Genomic DNA, 19,027 nt, shown 5'->3' with positions numbered 1-19,027 from the left:
TTTGAATTTTAATACCCGCTATTCAATTACTAATTTTCTTACCTGACTGGCAGATGAAGTTTCTAGTAAAATAAAATATACTCCAGACGTTAACGATGACATATCATAATCGAACTTATAGGTATCATTCTCCTTTCCTTCTCTAAAATCTATTAAGGTATTATTAATCATATTAAAGATTTTTAGACTAATAGATTTTTTTTCTGATAAGCTCACATCCACAGTAAACTTTCCATTATTTGAAGGGTTAGGGTAGATTAAGTAATCTATATAACTTTGAATTTCGGTGTTATTTTCTGCTTGATCATCTTCAAATTCTTTATCCACAACAAAAACCTTTTTCGTAATTGTAGCACTGCACAGTCCTCGGTTAGTTTGAAGAGTGATTTCATATTCCCCCGGAGTTTCAAAAATTAGCTCTGCATAATTATTATCCTCATAAGTAACTATTGCTTCTTTCGGAAAAATCCATTCTAATGAGTCTGGAATCGGGTTACTATTATCGACTATAACAAATTCTTCTCCAGTAAATACTTGGGTAGATGCAATAAATTGTGCGGAAATGACATCAGTAACTCTATCAATAAATATATTATCTGTAGCCACGCAACCTTTTGAATCTGTAACTACAACTTCATAAATACTAGAATCTTCAACTTCAATTACTGGTTCAGAACTAGTATATCCATTTGTAGAAGTCCAAACATATTTTGCATCTGGATCATCTATGGTTGCGTTTAAAACTATGGTCTGATCTTTACACAAGGTAACATCTTCTCCTAAATCGACAATTAATCTATCTGGATCATTTAGAACAATATTTTCTTGAATCTTACATCCTTTAGAATCTGTAACCGTAATTGTATATGAACCTGAAGGTATATTTTCTATATCTTCTGTTTTATATCCATTACTCCACTCAAAAACATAGGGTGGGGTTCCTCCTTTGGTTTCTAAAAATATCGCTCCATCACTTCCTCCATAACAGGTGGGTATAGTGAGCGATTCTGAAACAGTTAAAGATTCTGGCGGATTTAATGTGACCTCACCCCTGGTGCGGCATCCTCTAACATCTGTAATTTCAACTGAATACGTTCCGGGTACTACATTTTCTATTATAGAACTGATCTCATTAGTATTCCATAAATAGGTGTATGGAGGAGTTCCTCCTTCGACTTCTGGAGTGATTGTCCAATCATTACCATCTCCACAATTCATGAAATCTGTTTTTAGCTCAACCTGAAGCTGATCGGGTTGAACAAGTTGAAATACGTTACTAATTGCTTCTGTATCTGCAGCATCGGTAACTATCACATAATAATTTCCAAAACCTATATTTTCCAGTATAAAACTGTTTCCGCCTATGGGTGCATTTAGATCTGCATCGAACCACGCATAATTATATTGTTTTGTTGCATTAAAAGGTCTTCCTCCTTCTGCTAAAGCAATTACACTGCCAGATGTATCACCATTACAAGTAATAACATTGACCCTTTCAACAACAACTTTTAGTGGTGGTGGCTCAAATAGATCAACATCAGGTATATAAAGTTCACAATTATTAAAATCTTTAATTCTTAATGAATATTTTTCGGCACCGATATTATCAAGAACATTTGTGCTTGAGGCCTGTAAAACGCCATTAAAATCTCTCCATTCGTAAGTATACGGAGGTATTCCTCCTCCAATATTTACAGTGACACTTCCGTCTCTAGCACCACTCGTAGAAGGATAAAGTCTGGTAATATCTCCATCTATAAATAACCCTGGAGGTTGATTAACAACAATTTCTTTTTCCAACGTACAATCATTAGTATCTGTAATTAGGATTGTATAGTTTCCTGCTCTAAGTGACGATAAATCTTCTGTAGTCTCACCGTTACTCCAGTTAAATGAATACGGTTTCACACCGCCTACAACTGTAATATCAATACGACCATTATTATCGCCTTTACACAATAAATGAGTTACACTTTCGCTGATATCAAGTATTTCGGGTTCAGTAATTATATATGTATCATCATCTTTATTTCCGTTTTCATCGGTTACAACCACTACATATGTACCTGCGTTAACTGTAGTAGTTTCTGATGTTGTAAAAAGCACGGTGTTTAAATCATTTTCTTCAAACCATTCGTAAGTATAGGATCCAACACCACCTACAGTAGTAGTGGTTAATGGTACCAGCGTTTTCTCTCCGAAACATTGTATACTATTATCCAAAGTTATGGGTTGAATGGCTACAATTAATTGATTTGGTTCTGTTATTTCTTGCGTTATTGATGTCGTACAATCATTTTTATCAGTTACAATCAATTGATATCTTCCAATGACCAATTGATCTATATCTTGAGTTGAAGCGGTATATAGTGGGTTATCTAAATCTGTCCAAGTGTAATTATAAGGCGGAGTCCCCCCTCTAACCTCTAAAGATATACTCCCGTTTTGAGTCTGGAATCCTGTTAAATTAACTGGTTTCAAGTCGTAAATTTCTAAAATAGCATCGGGTTGCTCTATCACAATGGCTTGACTAAGTGATGTTGTACACAAGTTATCATCGATCACTACTACTTCGTATGTTCCTGCCGTAATATTTTGAAGATCTTCTGTAGTAGCCTTAAAATCAGGATCTCCTACTTTTGTCCAACTAAATGCGTAAGGTAAGTACTCGCCTGTGTTTTCATCTTTAGGTCCTCCTGAAACTGTGATATCAATACTTCCTGTTGCCTCTCCTCTACATTTTACATCAATTGGAGTATTAGTAAGTGTTACTGAAAGGTCATCAGGCTCTACAAGATCAAATATATTTTCTGCTGATGCTCCTTTACTATCTTTTGTAACTACTTTATATGTTCCGGCAGATAAATTTTTGATACGATCTATTGTAAAATCAATATTTATGGGAGTTTCTATCGTATTTACAATTTGATACCACATATATTCAAAGTCAGACGGTGAAGAATCTATTGGATATCCACCCGTTACTGTTGCAAGAAGTTCTCCAAGAGCATCATCATGGCATAAAATCGGTACAGCTTCGCTAATAACCACTTCCATTGGAAGTGGTTCTTTTACTTCATAAGTTTTATCAATACTACAGTCCTTTTCATCTTTTATAATCACTGTGTACACCCCAAATGATAAATTATCAATGTTTTGGGTACTTTTATTGAAAGTGGGATCATTTAGTTTAGTCCATAAAAATGTTTTATTTCCTGTTCCTCCTATCACATCGATAGCAATACTTCCATCTGTACCCCCTATCGTTGTAACATGCTCTAACGAAGCTTGTATAATTGTAATTTTATCGGGCTGGTCAATAGTTATTGTTTCTGGAGTTGATATTTCAAGGTTTCCATTATCTCTTAACCATACATCATATATCCCATCAACTAATCCTTCTATAGTAAGATTAGTAAGATCATTTTCTGAAATATAGCTTTGTTTATTATCAATAGAAAAAGAATATGGTCTTGTTCCTCCTTGTGGATTTAAAATGATTTTTCCGTCATTTCCATCAAAACAGGATACATCGGTCTTTGATACCGATAAACTTAATGGATCAATTATCGTAATTACATTAGAAATCGTACTACAATCATTATTATCAACCACTGTTGCTATGTATTCTCCTGCAAAAAGACCAGTAATGGATGCTCCTGTATTGGGTATTAAAGCTCCGTCTTTTTGCCAAGTAATAGTATAACCTGGTGTACCGCCAATAATATCAATAGTTATTTCGCCTGACGAACCTCCAAGAACAGTATTATCTATAGTAGAAATATTATCAATAGTTAATGCCAGATCTGGTTCATTGACAGTTATAATATCCACAACCATGAATTCACATGATTTAGAATCTTTAATATATAAGTATTCAGACATTTTACTGTCTATGGTAATATCCCAGATATTGCTATTATTTGTTAAATCTGTATAATTTCCTATTACACCTAAACGATAACTATAGGGAGGTGTTCCGCCGACGGCCGTAACTGTTATTTTTCCATTTCCACCTTTACATTTAATATGCTCGATACTTACATCGGTGACTCTAACCTGCGTAGGATTATCTATCATTTTACTACCAACAGCATAGGAAGCCGGAATTGCAAAGTCTGTTCTTGAATCTCCTACTGTTAGGATATAGTCTCCGGGTTCAAGATCTTTAATTGGGTTTCCTGATTTAGAAAACAAATTGTCTCCAACTTTTGTCCATTTAAAATTGTAATTTCCATTTCCGCCTATGACTACTGCTCTAAGGCTACCATTATTTCCATTAAAACAATCCACCGATTGATCGACTATTATATTTTCTATTGTAATGGCTTCTGCGTCGGTTAATATAACTTTTGTCACAAAGGTATCACTACAACCATTATCATCTGTTACTTTTATAGTATACTCCCCTTCTATCAAACCACTTAAAGTTGCACTAATATTACTAGTAGTCTCTGATTTTTGCAAAGAAGTTCCAAGAAAAGCTTCATAGGTAAAAGGAGATTTAGCTGTAGAACCCGTTTTAAGTATTACATCAATAGCACCATTAGATGCTCCTGGGTATGATGGGTTCTCATTTATCGAAGCTGATTGTATTTTAATTGTGTTTGCAGGCTTTGAAATAGGAATATTTGTATCTGTAGGATTCTGACCTGTACCTTCACAAGAATCTGTTCCATTAGTTAATCTTACTTTTATCGTATAATTTTTCTCTGAATCAAGATCCGAAAACGTATATGTATTATTTGTATTTGGGGTTGGTGATTGCCATCCTGTATTTAACCCTCCAGTAAGCGCGAACTGATATCTCCCGCCAGGTAACGTTCCTCCGGAAGCAGTTACTTTAATACTTCCTGTTCCATCTACACAAATAGGTTGCGTGGCAAGAGAAGTAAACTTTACAGGTGTTGGCGCGTTGATCTCAAAATAATGTATAAACTCATCACAAAATGGAGTTTTATCTATATCATCCTTTTCATAACCAGATACGATAACCTTATATTCACCTGCGATTAAGTCTGCCGTTGGAGATGGAATCCATGTATATCTATAAGTAGTTGGATTAACTTCAAAAAAACCTTGAATCCCAACATTTTTATCCTTAGCCTCATAAACATCGGCCTGATTTTTCCTTTCTAAGCTAATGTCGATTCTTTCATTAGGATAAATCTGTCTATCAAAAAACAATTCGATTTCTCCTAGTTGACTGTCTGAACATTTCGGTTGTATTACATCTACTTTAGTTACTGTTGGTGGTTCAGGAAGATAAATCACCGACATTTCTCCATAGTCAAAACATCCCGGGCCAAACCTAATTCTTATATTTTTATTTATTGCTTTTTCTCGATCATTAGCATTAGGGTACAAATCGTTCAATGATAAATCGATATTAGACTGACCTCTCTTATTGGTAATTTCTTTCCAACCATCAAAAGGAACGATTTCTGTTAAGGGTCCCGAATATGCATTGAGTTCATCTTGAGCTCTTCTAAGTCTCGCCCTAAAAAATCTACAATCAGCTCCAGGTTCTTCCAAACAATCCGCTAAGTTCTGTTGAGCATCTTCTACCGCCTGTTTTAACAACGTTAATTCTCTTGCTTCTATTTCCTTTGTTCCAATAGTATCAAAATACTCCCATCGATATATATCACTAGGAGTTGCAAATCCAGCTGTTGCAACAATGTTAACAGAGCCTGTCTCACAAACTGTATATGGAGTTGTAACTCCATCATAAGACAAATTTGTATTTGGATATACCGAGATATTTGCCCAACCCGGGAATGCCCCATGTACTTCAGCAGCAGCATATCTTGTGTCGGAACAAAAGCCATTAACTGGTACTGTTAACCTGGTATGTTTTCTTTTACAATCAATTTTGTCTTTTCTTCTTTTGGTATAAAATTCAACACCGGTTATTGGATTTGAATCATCATAAACAAACGTAGCCGAATAATTGCTATTTGCAAGACCCGAAGGGTTATCTATGATTATTTTTTCGCTTCCGTCTGCGCGAATTAGAGTTACTGTCATAAGACCTCTACTACTTCCGCAAGAACTTCCGGCCATACCTATATACCCTTCTACTTTTATTGTATAGTCCTGCGCATACGCCCCAAGCGAAATGAACAATACTATTAAAATAAGTAATAACCTCTTCATATATTCTCTTTAGTATTCTACTTCTATTTTTTTTAAGGGAGACTTAGCCCCCGAACTAAATGTTGCTTGCAACAGATAGCTATATTTTGTATTTACCGTTAAATTTTGATCTGTAAACTGATTCGTGTCATTTTTAAAGACTTTATAAAGCGTTGGTTTTTGTTCTTCTTCAGCCTTATATAGAGAAAACTCGACCACATCATCTACTTTATACTTCCAGGTGAGCATAATCTTTTTTTCTTCTCTATTTACCAAAGCTGTAAACTTATCTATCTCTGCTTTTAATACATTATCGGGTAAGCTTACAGTTAATGGTGTCACAGGTTCTGATTCTAATCCAGACTTATCCATAGTCACCAATGTATACAGATATACTACTATTGGTTTTGCAGTAGTATCTTTAAAGCTATTATCCGGTAAATCAGTTTCTGCAATTAACTCCCATGGAGTATCTTCGCCTTTTACTTTTCGATACACTAATGTTTTAAAAGCATCGCTACTGCTACTATTGATCCAGTAGAGTTCAACTACTCCCTTATCGGCTTTGAATGATTTAAAAACAGGTTTTGTTGGCGGAATTACATCAGGTTTTTCAAGCATCAATATCTCTGAAAAACCAGAGGGATTGTATCTCATATCGAAAGCTTGTATTTTATAATACACCTTACTATTTAGGGTTTTGATATTTATAGTATCGGCAATATTACTTTGAGGTATAGTTTTAAAGGTTATCTGAGTAAATTCTTCGTTTTCCAGATTAGCTCTAAACACCCGATACCCTAAAAAATCGGGTTCTGTATTTTTTTGCCAGCTTAATTGCACTACCCCGGTAGAATCAATCACTCCCGTTAATCCAATAGGAATAGATGGCGGAGTATCATCTACGGGTTGTACCATTTTTGGGAAGGAAACTCGTTTATAGCCATTAATACCAACGGCAGTAATTGTAAAATAATTGATAGCATTAAGATTAGAATACTCAATGCTACGTTTATCTTTAGAAATATTAGAAATAATTGTAGCAAAATTACCTTTGATGAGATCGGATCGATTTAGCTCGAAATGATCAATAGATGCCAGTCCTTCTTCTGGAAACTCCCAGGTAATTCTAGCACTATTATTATCAGGTAATAATTTAGCTTCAGTTATTGCGGGATTATGTTGCAATGGTTTTTTACCAGAACCAGAAATCACTTTAGATGGTGGGCCTATTTCGCCAAAAGGGGATATTCCTTTTAATCGATAATGGTATTCCTTATTATTTTGTGGAAGGCTATCTATATAAAACATGCGATCCGATGGGTTCTTCTTACGCTCATTCAAATTAACAATAGGAATATCACTTAAAGCTTTATAGATATTTCCATCATCTGAACGTTCAATAATATAATTATTATACTGTTTTTTCAACAACGTAAAATTCCAGCTTAACATCACATTTTTATCATTAAATACGCCTACAAAATCCTGTGGTTCTGGTAGTGGTTGGTAATCTGATAATCCGAGATATACTCCTCCAAATTTGACATTCAGTTTTTCTTTTGGTATCGCAGTACTTACAGTATATAAATAGCGTTCATTTGGCTTTACATCGATGTCGACAAATGCTAAACCAGAATATTTTGCTACTTCATAATCTTGATCAGCGGCAAAAAGTGCAAAAGAGAAACGCTGTTCTAAAGCTTCAGCCAGGTTGATAATATTTAAAATCCCATTTCCTCCTTCTTCTAACTCTACTTCAAAGTCCTCTCCATAAATTGCCTGGGCAGCAATAGCCGCATTTTCATTTCCTTCAACAAAACTTTCCCACTCCATCATTGGTTTTGGCAATATAGGAATGGGAGTTATGTTTTTTACAATTGGATCTTTCAGGATTTCCTGCCCTATTGCTATTGTTTTACGCTCTAATGTATAGCCGTATTGGTTGACATATTTCCATGCAAGAGGAGTATTTACTGCCCAACGTAACATAATAGCATCTTTTGTGACAGTACCTATAACTTTCACTTCAGGAATTTCATCACCAATAGGATCTTGGGCCGAAATATGAAATGGCAATAGAACTAGTAATACTACTAGAACATATATGTGATTCAAGTGCTTATTCATATAATGGGTTTGTATATTTTACAACATCACTTCCTCCATTTCTGGTCTGCCCCGGTAAAATATATTGTAATTTGGTTTTATATTTTCCTTTCTTCATTAATGGGAAAGGTTCTATTATTAAATCACGATACATTTCTATCTCTTCCCACGGCAGATCTGAACTCACTAATTGATATCGCAGATCAACATAATCCTGATGATAATAATGAGTAAGATTATATCTGTATGGATTATATAAACTTGTCTCTCCAGTAAGATTATTTTCTAAGTAGGTTAAGTACCATGATAAAGGTTCAACACCTTCTAATGGCGGCACCCCTACTTTACTAATATCTCTGGTTACTGAAAAAGTGTTTTTTAAAGGATAATCTTGATACAGTAATGGATAAATTTGATTTTGATAATATGAATTATCTGGAATAGCTCTGGCTACAATAAGCGGCGAATGTGCTGTATACTTACTTCCGACTAATTCTACTAACTCAAAAGGTTCGATAGGATCAATAGTCATTAGCAATGTCAATCCATATGGATACGTAACGTGTTTATACAAATCATTGTTCCCCTTCATGGCATTCATCTTTTTCTCAAAAGTGGTATACTGACTTGTACTAAAATCAAAAGTCAACAATTGTCTTTCTTCGCCTTTTACAGCTAATTCTTCAATTTTTTGGGATCGAATTTCTAATTCATTGCCCGTATCTTCACTTCCTATATCTTTTGATGTATACGATTCTGTAACATTATCAAAAGCATTATTTTCTTTAGGTTTTAATGTAATACGTAGTGAATAATCACTCTGAGTTGATATATCATTAGGTACACTAAAGGTTAGTTGTTTTTTTGCAGCATTATATCCAAAACTATTTGTCAATATTTCTCCTGTTGAACTATTCATTGACATAGTTTTATTCCAGGTAGGTACTGCGTCAAAAAGATAAGATTGTCCTCTTTTTAGATTAATATATCCCGTGCCATACTCATCAATAAAAAAGTTCTTTTGATTTACAACCGGATATGTATACGCTATATTACTTAATGGTATACTTTCGGGTGCTTGGCCTGTAGTAAAGTTAACCTCCTTGGTTTCGGTTGCTATTTTACCATCATCCATTATGGTTTCCCATTTACCATTTATGAATTCTTCAAAATGTAACTGTACAAATGCTTTAAGATTTGAATTAGGGGGTAATATTTCATGAGAATAAAAAACGGCATTGTCATTTCTATTATTCCATTCTACATCGCCAATAATTGCATTTCCATCTTTAGTAACTTCGAATGTATCCATAAATATTCGATACTTGCGATCTCCTGTATCATCGGGCAACTCAAATATTTTGTTTATTTGCAGATTAAATGCCACTTGTGGTGCAGCGAAAACATCCACTTCTGTAGATCTATCACCTGGCGACATATCTCCTATCACTACAATCCCGTCTAAGGCGCTACCTCCGATAATTTCACATTTATCACCTAACTCTACTTTAAATCTGAAACGACCTTTAATCAATCCTCCTAAAATACTATATTGCCCACCTAAGTATCCTCTAAACCAAGCAGGATTAGGAAGCCTGGCCTGCATCAATAATGCTCCGCCTCCTTTGAAAATGGCAAATTTCTTTCTCTTCCCAAATAGCTTTACTTTTAACCCAACTTCTCCTTGCAGATACGCATATGACTGCCCATTAGCATACCATCCATTAATTCCTATCTCTTCTGATGATCCTTTACAATGTGCATCACCATAGTCCTTCAGCATAATATCAAAACCTAATCCTGCGTCAAAACGTGCATAGAAAATAAGAAATTTCAGATCTCCGGTAGTCACACTAAAATGGGAACCAAAAGCCATTCCTTTGCCCGATTCTAATATATTAAGATCGCGCATATAATCCAGTTTTGTAATATCAACACCCAAAATCTGCGCTACGATATCTGGTGGTGGTGGACTACCAGGTAAATTATCACCGGTCATGAAGTACCCATCGGTCTTTAATTTTATAATTCCTAAATTCAAGGCAATACCTATGGGATCATTTGGAGTACCAATTAAAATATGCCATTCATCGGGTGCCACATAAAAATCCATCCATCCAGCTCTACCAGAGGGCCCTACACCTTCAAGAATATTAAACATATTGACATACACCTCTGATGTTGCGTGAAATATATCATTCACAAAATCGTAGCCAATAAATACATCTGCAGTTATGGCTCCATCAGGCTCAAATGGTGCTAACCCAGATATATTATCATCGGCAATATCTGCTAACTGATCATCTAGTATATCATAAAAGTCCACCGGTAATTTTGCAATAAGTCTTCCGTGTCCTTTCAAATATATTTCTTGTAGTCCCCCTGATCTAAGAAACGACATACCAAACTCTACGGTAGCATTAAACAGATCTGGTGAGTTTTGCGTAATTATCCCTACAGAGGCTTTCATCCCAAAACCATTTTCATTGTATGGTTCGTATATCACGCCAGAGAGTGAAGCACCAATCTGGTTATAGGCAGCATTACCCGCTTTGGTGGTTCCTGCCATTTTCATGCGATTATAGAACCCTCCTCCAAACTTGTTCATAGCAAATCCCGGGAAAACCGGAATCCCGTTTGGCAAGGTGACTTCGGCATCGGCAAACCAATATCTAAAATCTGTGGTGCGACCAAATAATGCTTTGGCTTCTACTTCAAACTTTACTCCTGTTGTGAATTTTGCTCCAACAGCTCCTGCAAAACCAGTTCCATAAGTAGTATCATCTTCAAAAATGAAGATGGCTCCCTTAAGTTCCATTCCGGCTACTTCCATCTGGATAAAAACACGTTCTAGATCTATGCCATCATATTTCCAGTAATCTCTACCATCGCTATTATCAAGAACACCATTGATGACTAATTTTGTTCCACCGCCATTACCACCATCGCTCTCTGAAGTTAAATTAATATTAAAGTCAAAGACCAGTTCTGCTTTGGTATCTGAAGGAGTTCTAATTGCAATCTCATTAATCGTTACCGGAAACTTTGCAAGCTTCATATTTCCTTGATATCCAAAATAGGAAACCGAAAACTTGGGCGACTCTGTTTGCAATAGCATATTCTGAAATACTATTCCATCAAAATCAACGGTTTTATCTTTTGAGCCCGATGAGTTCTCTTCTTCTTTCTTTAATCCAGACTGAATACTTACAGACCCGTTAAGGTTTGCTTTAGGCATGAACTTATCATCTTTAACCTTCATTTCTATATACGAATCTTCGGTTAAAGAAACCTGAGCATTCCAAACATCAAATTCTATTGCTTTGGTTGTGGTAACTCTAAAGTTATATTCATCTGGCTGGATAATCGCATTATACTTAAGGCTATCTACCTGAGAAACTGGTAACCTGATCTGCCCATTAAATTCTCCAGCTTTTAACCTATTCGTTTCTATATCCAATAAAAAATGATCCAGTGAAAAATCCCACCCCGAGGCGGTTCCTTCATCGAGTGTGAATATATTCTTACCCGTAAATTTACCTGTTACCCCCTGACCATCTATGATCATATCGGTTGCGCCAAAAGTTACTCGGTCGTAACTATTTCTTTTACCGAACGATTTCGGTAATAAAACTTCTAGAGATTTTATATATACCCCTCTCCATAACTCTTTATTTTCGCTGTAATATTTATCAAGGTAAACCGATGGTGTCTCAGGGTCGTTGCGTAAATCACTAAAATCAAATATGGCTGTATTGAGTTTAAATGTTGTTCCTTCTACTCCTTTAACCCCAAACTCAGGTAAGTTGATATTGACAACCATATCATTCCAATCGCTTGCAACGATTTTGAAATCACTCTCTACATAACCATTTTTCTCTTTACCATCTTTATCTACTGGAAATAGTAGGCCATTTGTAAATTTTAAATTAGCATCAATTCCTAATTCTTTAAACCCGAAACAGTCAATCAATGCATAGGTGCCTGGGTTTTCAAAATCTCCTTTTAAGGTAAGTAACATGGCACCACTATTAAGATTGACCGTAAACTGAGAAATTAAATTTAGTTTAGCTTCTCCAATAATTCCTCCATCTCTGGATAATTTGATATTAGAAGCTCCTAGAATGAGTACATCTTTTTCTTCTGTTGAAGTTGTTTGAGTTGCTGTCTCTGTATTGTCCGGGTCTGTACTTATTGCCGTAGTTGTAGTGGTTGTAGACGTTCTTGGTAATTCTACCTTAAGAAAAACTGTAAGTTCGGTATATGTTGGTTTGAAAACCGCCTTAGCAATACCAACAGTATAGGTTACATTGCTAATTGTTTTGGGAGTAATTGCTACTGGTAATTCACCTAAATCACCATTGGTAAGCTCTTCTATGTAATTTTTCGTCTTCTCTATGGTTTTAAAGACATTCTTTGCTTTTTTATACCATTCTTTATTTTTTAACGAATCCGGCGTAGTATACTTAAACCCCACTTTATCGGTAAATCGAGTTGATTTAGTTTTGATTACAGGAGTATCAAATCGTTCAAGAGATTTAAAATTTCTGAATGCTTTAAGAGTTTTTTTTACTACAATATTCTTATCCAAATTGGGGTTGGTCATGGAAAGACTATCAATAGGTTTGATTTTTTCGATAGGTTCACCTATAGTTTCATAAAGCACCGGAACCAAAAGATCTTTTGCAAATAAACTTGTTGCGAACAAAAAAACACAAAAATAAAGGAGTACGTGTAAAAGTTTGGTCATAGATTGGGGCCAGGGTTTATTCAACAAATTTTATTCATTAGGCTATTTTGCAAGTTTATTACTATTTTTCAAAAAAAAAGTCACGGTTTTGGGTGGTTTTGAAGTAATTAATGTTTGAATGTTTTAAAAACTCATAGGTTATGACATAAATTAAATAGCCTTGCTACCTGAGTCAGGAAACAAGATTAGTTCTGGGTTTTCCTTGACCTTATTTACTAAGGATGCCAACTCAAACCCAAAATTTACTTCTTCCCAATTTTCAATCATATCAAATGGCATCAAAATACCTTCATGCACATTAACATATTCAACTTTTGTTAATAGGTTTGTACCTTCAAATACTTCAAAGGAACTCAACTCTTCTTTAGACCAATTTACATTGGGTTTAATCGTAATATTTTTTGTGATTTCCAGAAACTGATCCTTTAAAAACAAGTAGTTTTTATTATCGAAACTTAATATGGCATATAATGAATCGTTAAAAATATCGTATACTCCAGAAACATTGTCTACGCTTCTATCAGCAGAAAGAGATTCTTCATTATCTATAGTCAACTCTATCAATGAGTCGAAATGGATAACCCTCTTTGTATTCAAAAATCTATTAAGTTGTTTTTCCATTTTTATTTCATTCGGTATTTATAAAGAATCTCTACAAAGTGATCAAATTCTTTTTTACTAATCTGGCCTGTAGTTACTTTTTCTTCAAAAAACTTGTATAAAGCATTTCCTAATTTATATTTATCTTCTCCAGCGGTTTTTGAAGCCCCATTTGCGATGGCATCATAGATTTCATCTAATTGAGATTGAGTTGCAGAACTTATATCAATGCCTTTTTTGGCTGCTATTGAATTAAATAGACCATCGAAGGTAGCTCCCCACTTATCACCTTTACCAGATTGTGTATAAAGAATATCATTTCGTTTAAATATCAACTCAAGCATATCATCGGGTGTTATACCTTTATACTCAATTGTTAAAGATCTTCTTTTTTCGAACACTACCTTTGCAACTTCTTCTATTGTTTTTCCTTCACTCAAGAGCTTCGTTTTTTCTTGAGCCAACGCAGTAACTAATCCATCATACTCGTTTCTTAAGTTACTCTTGGATATCGAATTTCTTAATACATCTAAATCGGCACTTCTTACATTATTTTTCCAGGCATCAAAAAGATTTTCATCTTGAAGTTTTTTAATCACATCATCAGAAACATCTGCAAAATCTTCTACAAATTGAGGTTTTAAGGTGTTATCCAGTTCATTAAACCTTTTTTGAAGATCAGGTGTTTTTTGGAGTTTGACGAGCATGTCTTCGGCATTGCTTATCCTAAATCCAACTTCTTTATCTCCTTTTCTTAATATATCAACTCCATTATGTTTTCCAACAACCTCTGCTCCTTCATTCTCATTCAAGAATTTCTTCTTAATAAATTCTTTTTCTCTATTTATTCGCGCTATTTCAACTTTGGTACCATCAATAACGGAGATTACTTTTACTTCTCCATTTTTTATACCACTAAAGGTTACAGGCCAACTGGCATCAAATATTTTATCTACTTCATTTAATCCTTCAATAAGTCTTTTTTTACTGGCTGGACTACCTTCTGCCATTAATTTTTTCAACCCATCAAATAAAGAACTTTCTCGATACTCAAATCGTTCACTCACTCTAGACAGAATTTTTATATTATCTGGCTTAACTCTTAATGTTTCGGCTCCTTTTAAAACTTCCCAGGCTTTAACATAGCTATTTCGCTGAGAATTAGAAGCTATATCAAAAATATCTTTTAAAGCTTTGTTACTAGCAAGATCACTTTTTAAAAGTTCATCTGAAATATCATCTAGCCAGCCACCTCCTCCTGAAGGTAGTCCAAAATGATCATCTAAGGCTTTTACTTCTTCGGGATCATCTAACTTACTTCTTGTTTTAACATAAGCTTCTTTAGCTTTTTGTCTACTAGCTACTATTCTCCCTTCAATTATACCTCCTCCGAACAGAGCTAAAGATAGATATGTACTATATGTACTAAGTGCCTGACAATATTCTTTGTTCTGTTTACAATATTCCAGGTCTCCATATTTCAGTATAAAACCAGCAACACTATTTGACACATCAACCGTTCCCAGTGTTATCCTCCCTAATCTTTGCAATTTTGTTAAGTGCCTTAGTTTGGTAAAGTTTGCAACTCCACTGATTGTCAGACCAATTTCCATTACAAGCTCTGCTTTTTCCAAGTTTTTTTCGAGGTTGTCTTTCTTTATTTGTCCTGCAAAAAAGATGGCCGGTATCTTTACGGTTATCTTTGAAATATTTTCTTTTTCAAAAGTGACCATAATTGGCTGATAATACTCATATTTTAATGTACCCTTTAGATTTCCCATATCTGCAGGGATTGTTATGTATCCTTTATTAAAATTAGTTTTGCCATAGGACACATTAGGAAACCAAGATTCTCCATCATAATGAATCACTTGAGATGTTCTCGGCGTTGTATAGTCTAAGACATTTTCGATATAGGTATATCTGGTTTCATCTTTGTACGAACTTTTATCCCATAATTTATAGATAGCATTAATAAATCGCGTAAAATTATTTTCATTTCCGGCCCATAACCAAGCTGCATTCTCATCCTGGTTTTGTTTAAAAAGTTTTTCTAACAAGATGTAATCATCCTGTAGCAATCGTAAGATTTCAGTATTATAAGATCTTACACTTGTAGATGGAGGCGTTTCCAGTAAATCGAGTATCATATCTTCATAATACTCTGTCAGCCAATCTCCATTGACCTCTAACGTTTTTACTATTTTAGATATGATCTTGTATCTTACATCGGCAGAAAAATATTGTATCCCACAATTAGCTATACTTTTTAATTGCTCAAAATCTTCTTCAGTTAATAGTTCTTTTTCTAATATTTCTTTTACAATTTTATTTGCCTCATCTCTAATTGTAGATTTATCTTCAGGAAAAAGGTACTCGCGTAATCTTAGCAACTCTAAGGGATCTGCTCCTGTTGTATATCGAGGTGTGTATATTTCAACATTTTTATACAATAAACTATAACGCCATGGTGTATTTTCTTGTTTATTTTTTCCTAATTCTACAGGTTCGTATACAGATGAACCTTCAAAACTACCATTATCTATTTTTATCCATATTTGATCACCTTTCCATTTTGTATAAAATGTTCCAGTTTTACCAAAGACAGATGTGTCGAAAGAGATAATATTCGTACTCGAATTTATATATGCACATCGTATAATTTGAAAAATTTTGTCGGCAAATTCTGAATCGGTATATTCTCCTTCTTCATCATCCTGAAACCAATACAATTTAAACCCTGGAGCATGCATATTTTTCCAATCCATATGATTAAGCAAGGTTTCTCCTGTATAGTCCATCAAGAAATCTGTAGACTTTTCTGGGGTTTCATATGTTACAAATGGGTGTTCCAAGCCAAACACACCATGTCCTAATTCGTGCGCGATTGTTCTTGATTGGTTTGTGGAATTAAACACAAAAGCAAATTGACTTTTAAGCGGCATAAAACCTTCTATACTATCGTCTGTAGTCGGTAGATCAGTTAAGAAAACATAATACGCTTCCTTATTATAATCACCGTTTGCTTTATAATATGCATTGATTGCACTTTCTTCAGGAGAATAATATGATAATATACTACTATCTCCAATATCAAGTTTTTCATTAGTATTCTCTACATCCCATACATTCTCAGGTAATTGTAATCTACTTCCAACTTTGATCGTAAAATTAACTCCAGCCTTATTATAAATGTCATTAATCTGTCCCTTGATATTAGATGTAATATTTACACCATTTATAGGTACGATGACTACATTAATACCTTTTGTATCTTCGGCCCCTAAATGAACCAAATTAAACGCTCCGGCAACAGTATACTTCCCATCTGTTTCTTTTGGTTTTACGGTTGCTAATATCTTTTCGATAAGATACCCGGACTTTTTCTTCAAGGATAAAGTAGCAATATTACCTTCCCAACTTGCTGAGATTTTTACTCCCTCTTTGGTTTTAAAAACAATATCATTTGTCGTAATACTACTATCAGAAAAAGTAGCCTTCGCTGTAATAACATCTTCTCCTTTAATATCGGATACCGCCTTAAAAGGAACATAGTATACTTCGCCATTAGCCATGGCAAGTGTTTGGTATTGATCCTTAAGTGTATTAGAATCTACGCCTTCAGGGAAATTATCAAAATAGTACGTTCCTGATTTTTGAAAATCTATACGTACTCCGGTTGCCGATATTTCAGATACTTCTCCATCAATGATTCCAACGGTATTATCGTCTGTAGCTGCTCCTCCTTCTGCTTCTTGCCCTTTTATAATTGTACCATCATCACCGACAGACCAAATGGCACCATTACTATCTCTTATTTGTACATCCCGTCCTCCGGGGAAAACATCTTTTTCTCCATTTGCACCATTAACTTCGATCGCACCATTGCTATTAATCGTAATGCTGGTGATTACAAAATCTACTTGTTCTTGACTATCAAGCTCTCCTAAATCACCTGTAACACCTTCAGAAATATCTATATCCACATCAACAGTCATCTCTGCACCTTCACCAAATTCTGGATCGTATAAAGTAATTATCTCTCCCTGTGCAAGCTGACGATCTGTATTTACTAATATGCCATTAAACTTAACACCAAATCTGGCTAGGTTTAAATACGGAATACCAACATAACCTCTACCCTTAATTATTCCATTGGCCTGACTATCAATTTCGGTAATGGTAATAACAAAATCTCCAGCGGTGATACGATCACCAATCATTAATCCAGAATGAGGTTCTCTATTACTTATGGCAATTTCATCGGGTACGATACCGCAATTATAATTAGAGGTTTCATCTTGTGTTTTGGCAGTTGTTATTTCTTGAATTTCTGAAAACTGTCCATATTGGTATTTACACTTTCCTTTAACCTTATATTCATAGGTCGTACCGGGTTTTAAATCCCAAACGGTTGCCCATCCACTATTAGTTCGCATCGTAAACCATTGTGCATTCGGCTTGTTAGCCTCTCGATATGCAATGGTGTATTCTTGATAAATTGTTGGATCTTCATCCCAAAAAACATTAATTTTTGATATCCCCTTAGGTTCTGCATATACATTAAGTGGTGTTGTACATGGTGATGTTCTTGAAAACCAAAAAATCTCACTATTTCCATCATTTCTAAATAGTCCTACCTCTTCTGTTCCTTGTAACGCTTTAGCTTTTACGCGCCAAGCATAACGTTTTTCGGGTAATAATAGCGGCTGCGCTGGGCCATATACAAACGATGTTGCTTTTGTGGTCGTTTCAAAAAATGGAATTGCCGACAAAAAAGCCGTTTGTGGGTCCACAAAATCATCCCATATCTCTACGATGCTAAGTTCGTATTCTACATTACTTACATTGATTTGTCTTGGTGTCCATTGAAAAACAATATTGTCGACCTCTTTAGGTTCAATATTTACCTTATTAAGTGGCAAGTTTAGTAAAGGAGGTTCGTTTTTAAATATGTACGTTGTTGCACAAGTTTTTGAAGAAAATCGATTACCGGTTATAAAATCAAAAACTTCAAAACAAAATTGATAACTTCCCTCTGGTATTGTTTGTCCATATATATTGGGGTTTATACCTTGTATATTTTGAAATTCGAAATAAGGAGCTAACTCTGCATTGGTAAGTATCAAAGGCACACCACCATCAATAAATAATTGAGAAGCACCAACAACTACATCTCTGCTCTCAAAAGCAATTCCATTACCTTCAAAAGAAATTTTTAACCGAATCTGCTCATTAGTAACTGTAAGGTCATTAAGCAATAGTTGAACTCTTAATGGACTATTTATTGTAGTACCATCTGCATAATTATGAAAGTTTACAGGAGCTGGTGGATTTACTTGTGGGACAACTGTTATTGGAAAACGTTGTGCAGTAGCCTGATTAAAACCATATACCAATACAATAAGGGTAAGTAAAAGTTTTTTCATA

5 protein-coding genes are annotated in these 19,027 nt (G+C 34.8%); all 5 read right to left on the bottom strand.

The annotated features are described in order from the left end of the window. Positions 1 to 18: 18 nt before the first annotated feature. Positions 19 to 6,159 carry a T9SS type A sorting domain-containing protein gene (locus JJQ60_RS04270; protein WP_201916950.1) on the bottom strand — a complete coding sequence of 2,047 codons (6,141 nt, stop codon included), beginning with the start codon at positions 6,157 to 6,159 and terminating at the stop codon, positions 19 to 21. 9 nt (positions 6,160 to 6,168) lie between these two features. After that, positions 6,169 to 8,268, bottom strand: a complete 2,100-nt coding sequence (locus JJQ60_RS04265; protein WP_201916948.1) for a fibronectin type III domain-containing protein — start codon at positions 8,266 to 8,268, stop codon at positions 6,169 to 6,171. Further along, on the bottom strand, positions 8,261 to 12,997 hold the full coding sequence (locus JJQ60_RS04260) for a hypothetical protein (protein WP_201916947.1): 4,737 nt from the start codon (positions 12,995 to 12,997) through the stop codon (positions 8,261 to 8,263). The genes JJQ60_RS04265 and JJQ60_RS04260 overlap by 8 nt, the downstream gene beginning before the upstream one ends. Positions 12,998 to 13,147: 150 nt before the next feature. Beyond that, entirely contained in the window at positions 13,148 to 13,618 is a 471-nt protein-coding gene (locus JJQ60_RS04255) for a hypothetical protein (protein ID WP_201916945.1), read from the bottom strand. Between the two features lie 2 nt (positions 13,619 to 13,620). Next, entirely contained in the window at positions 13,621 to 19,026 is a 5,406-nt protein-coding gene (locus JJQ60_RS04250; RefSeq protein WP_201916943.1) for a fibronectin type III domain-containing protein, read from the bottom strand. Position 19,027: the final 1 nt, after the last annotated feature.

It is taken from the genome of Aquimarina mytili, assembly GCF_016735115.1.
Lineage (GTDB): Bacteria > Bacteroidota > Bacteroidia > Flavobacteriales > Flavobacteriaceae > Aquimarina > Aquimarina mytili.
Note: the sequence above shows the minus strand (reverse complement) of the source record. Positions and strands in the feature narration are given on the sequence as shown.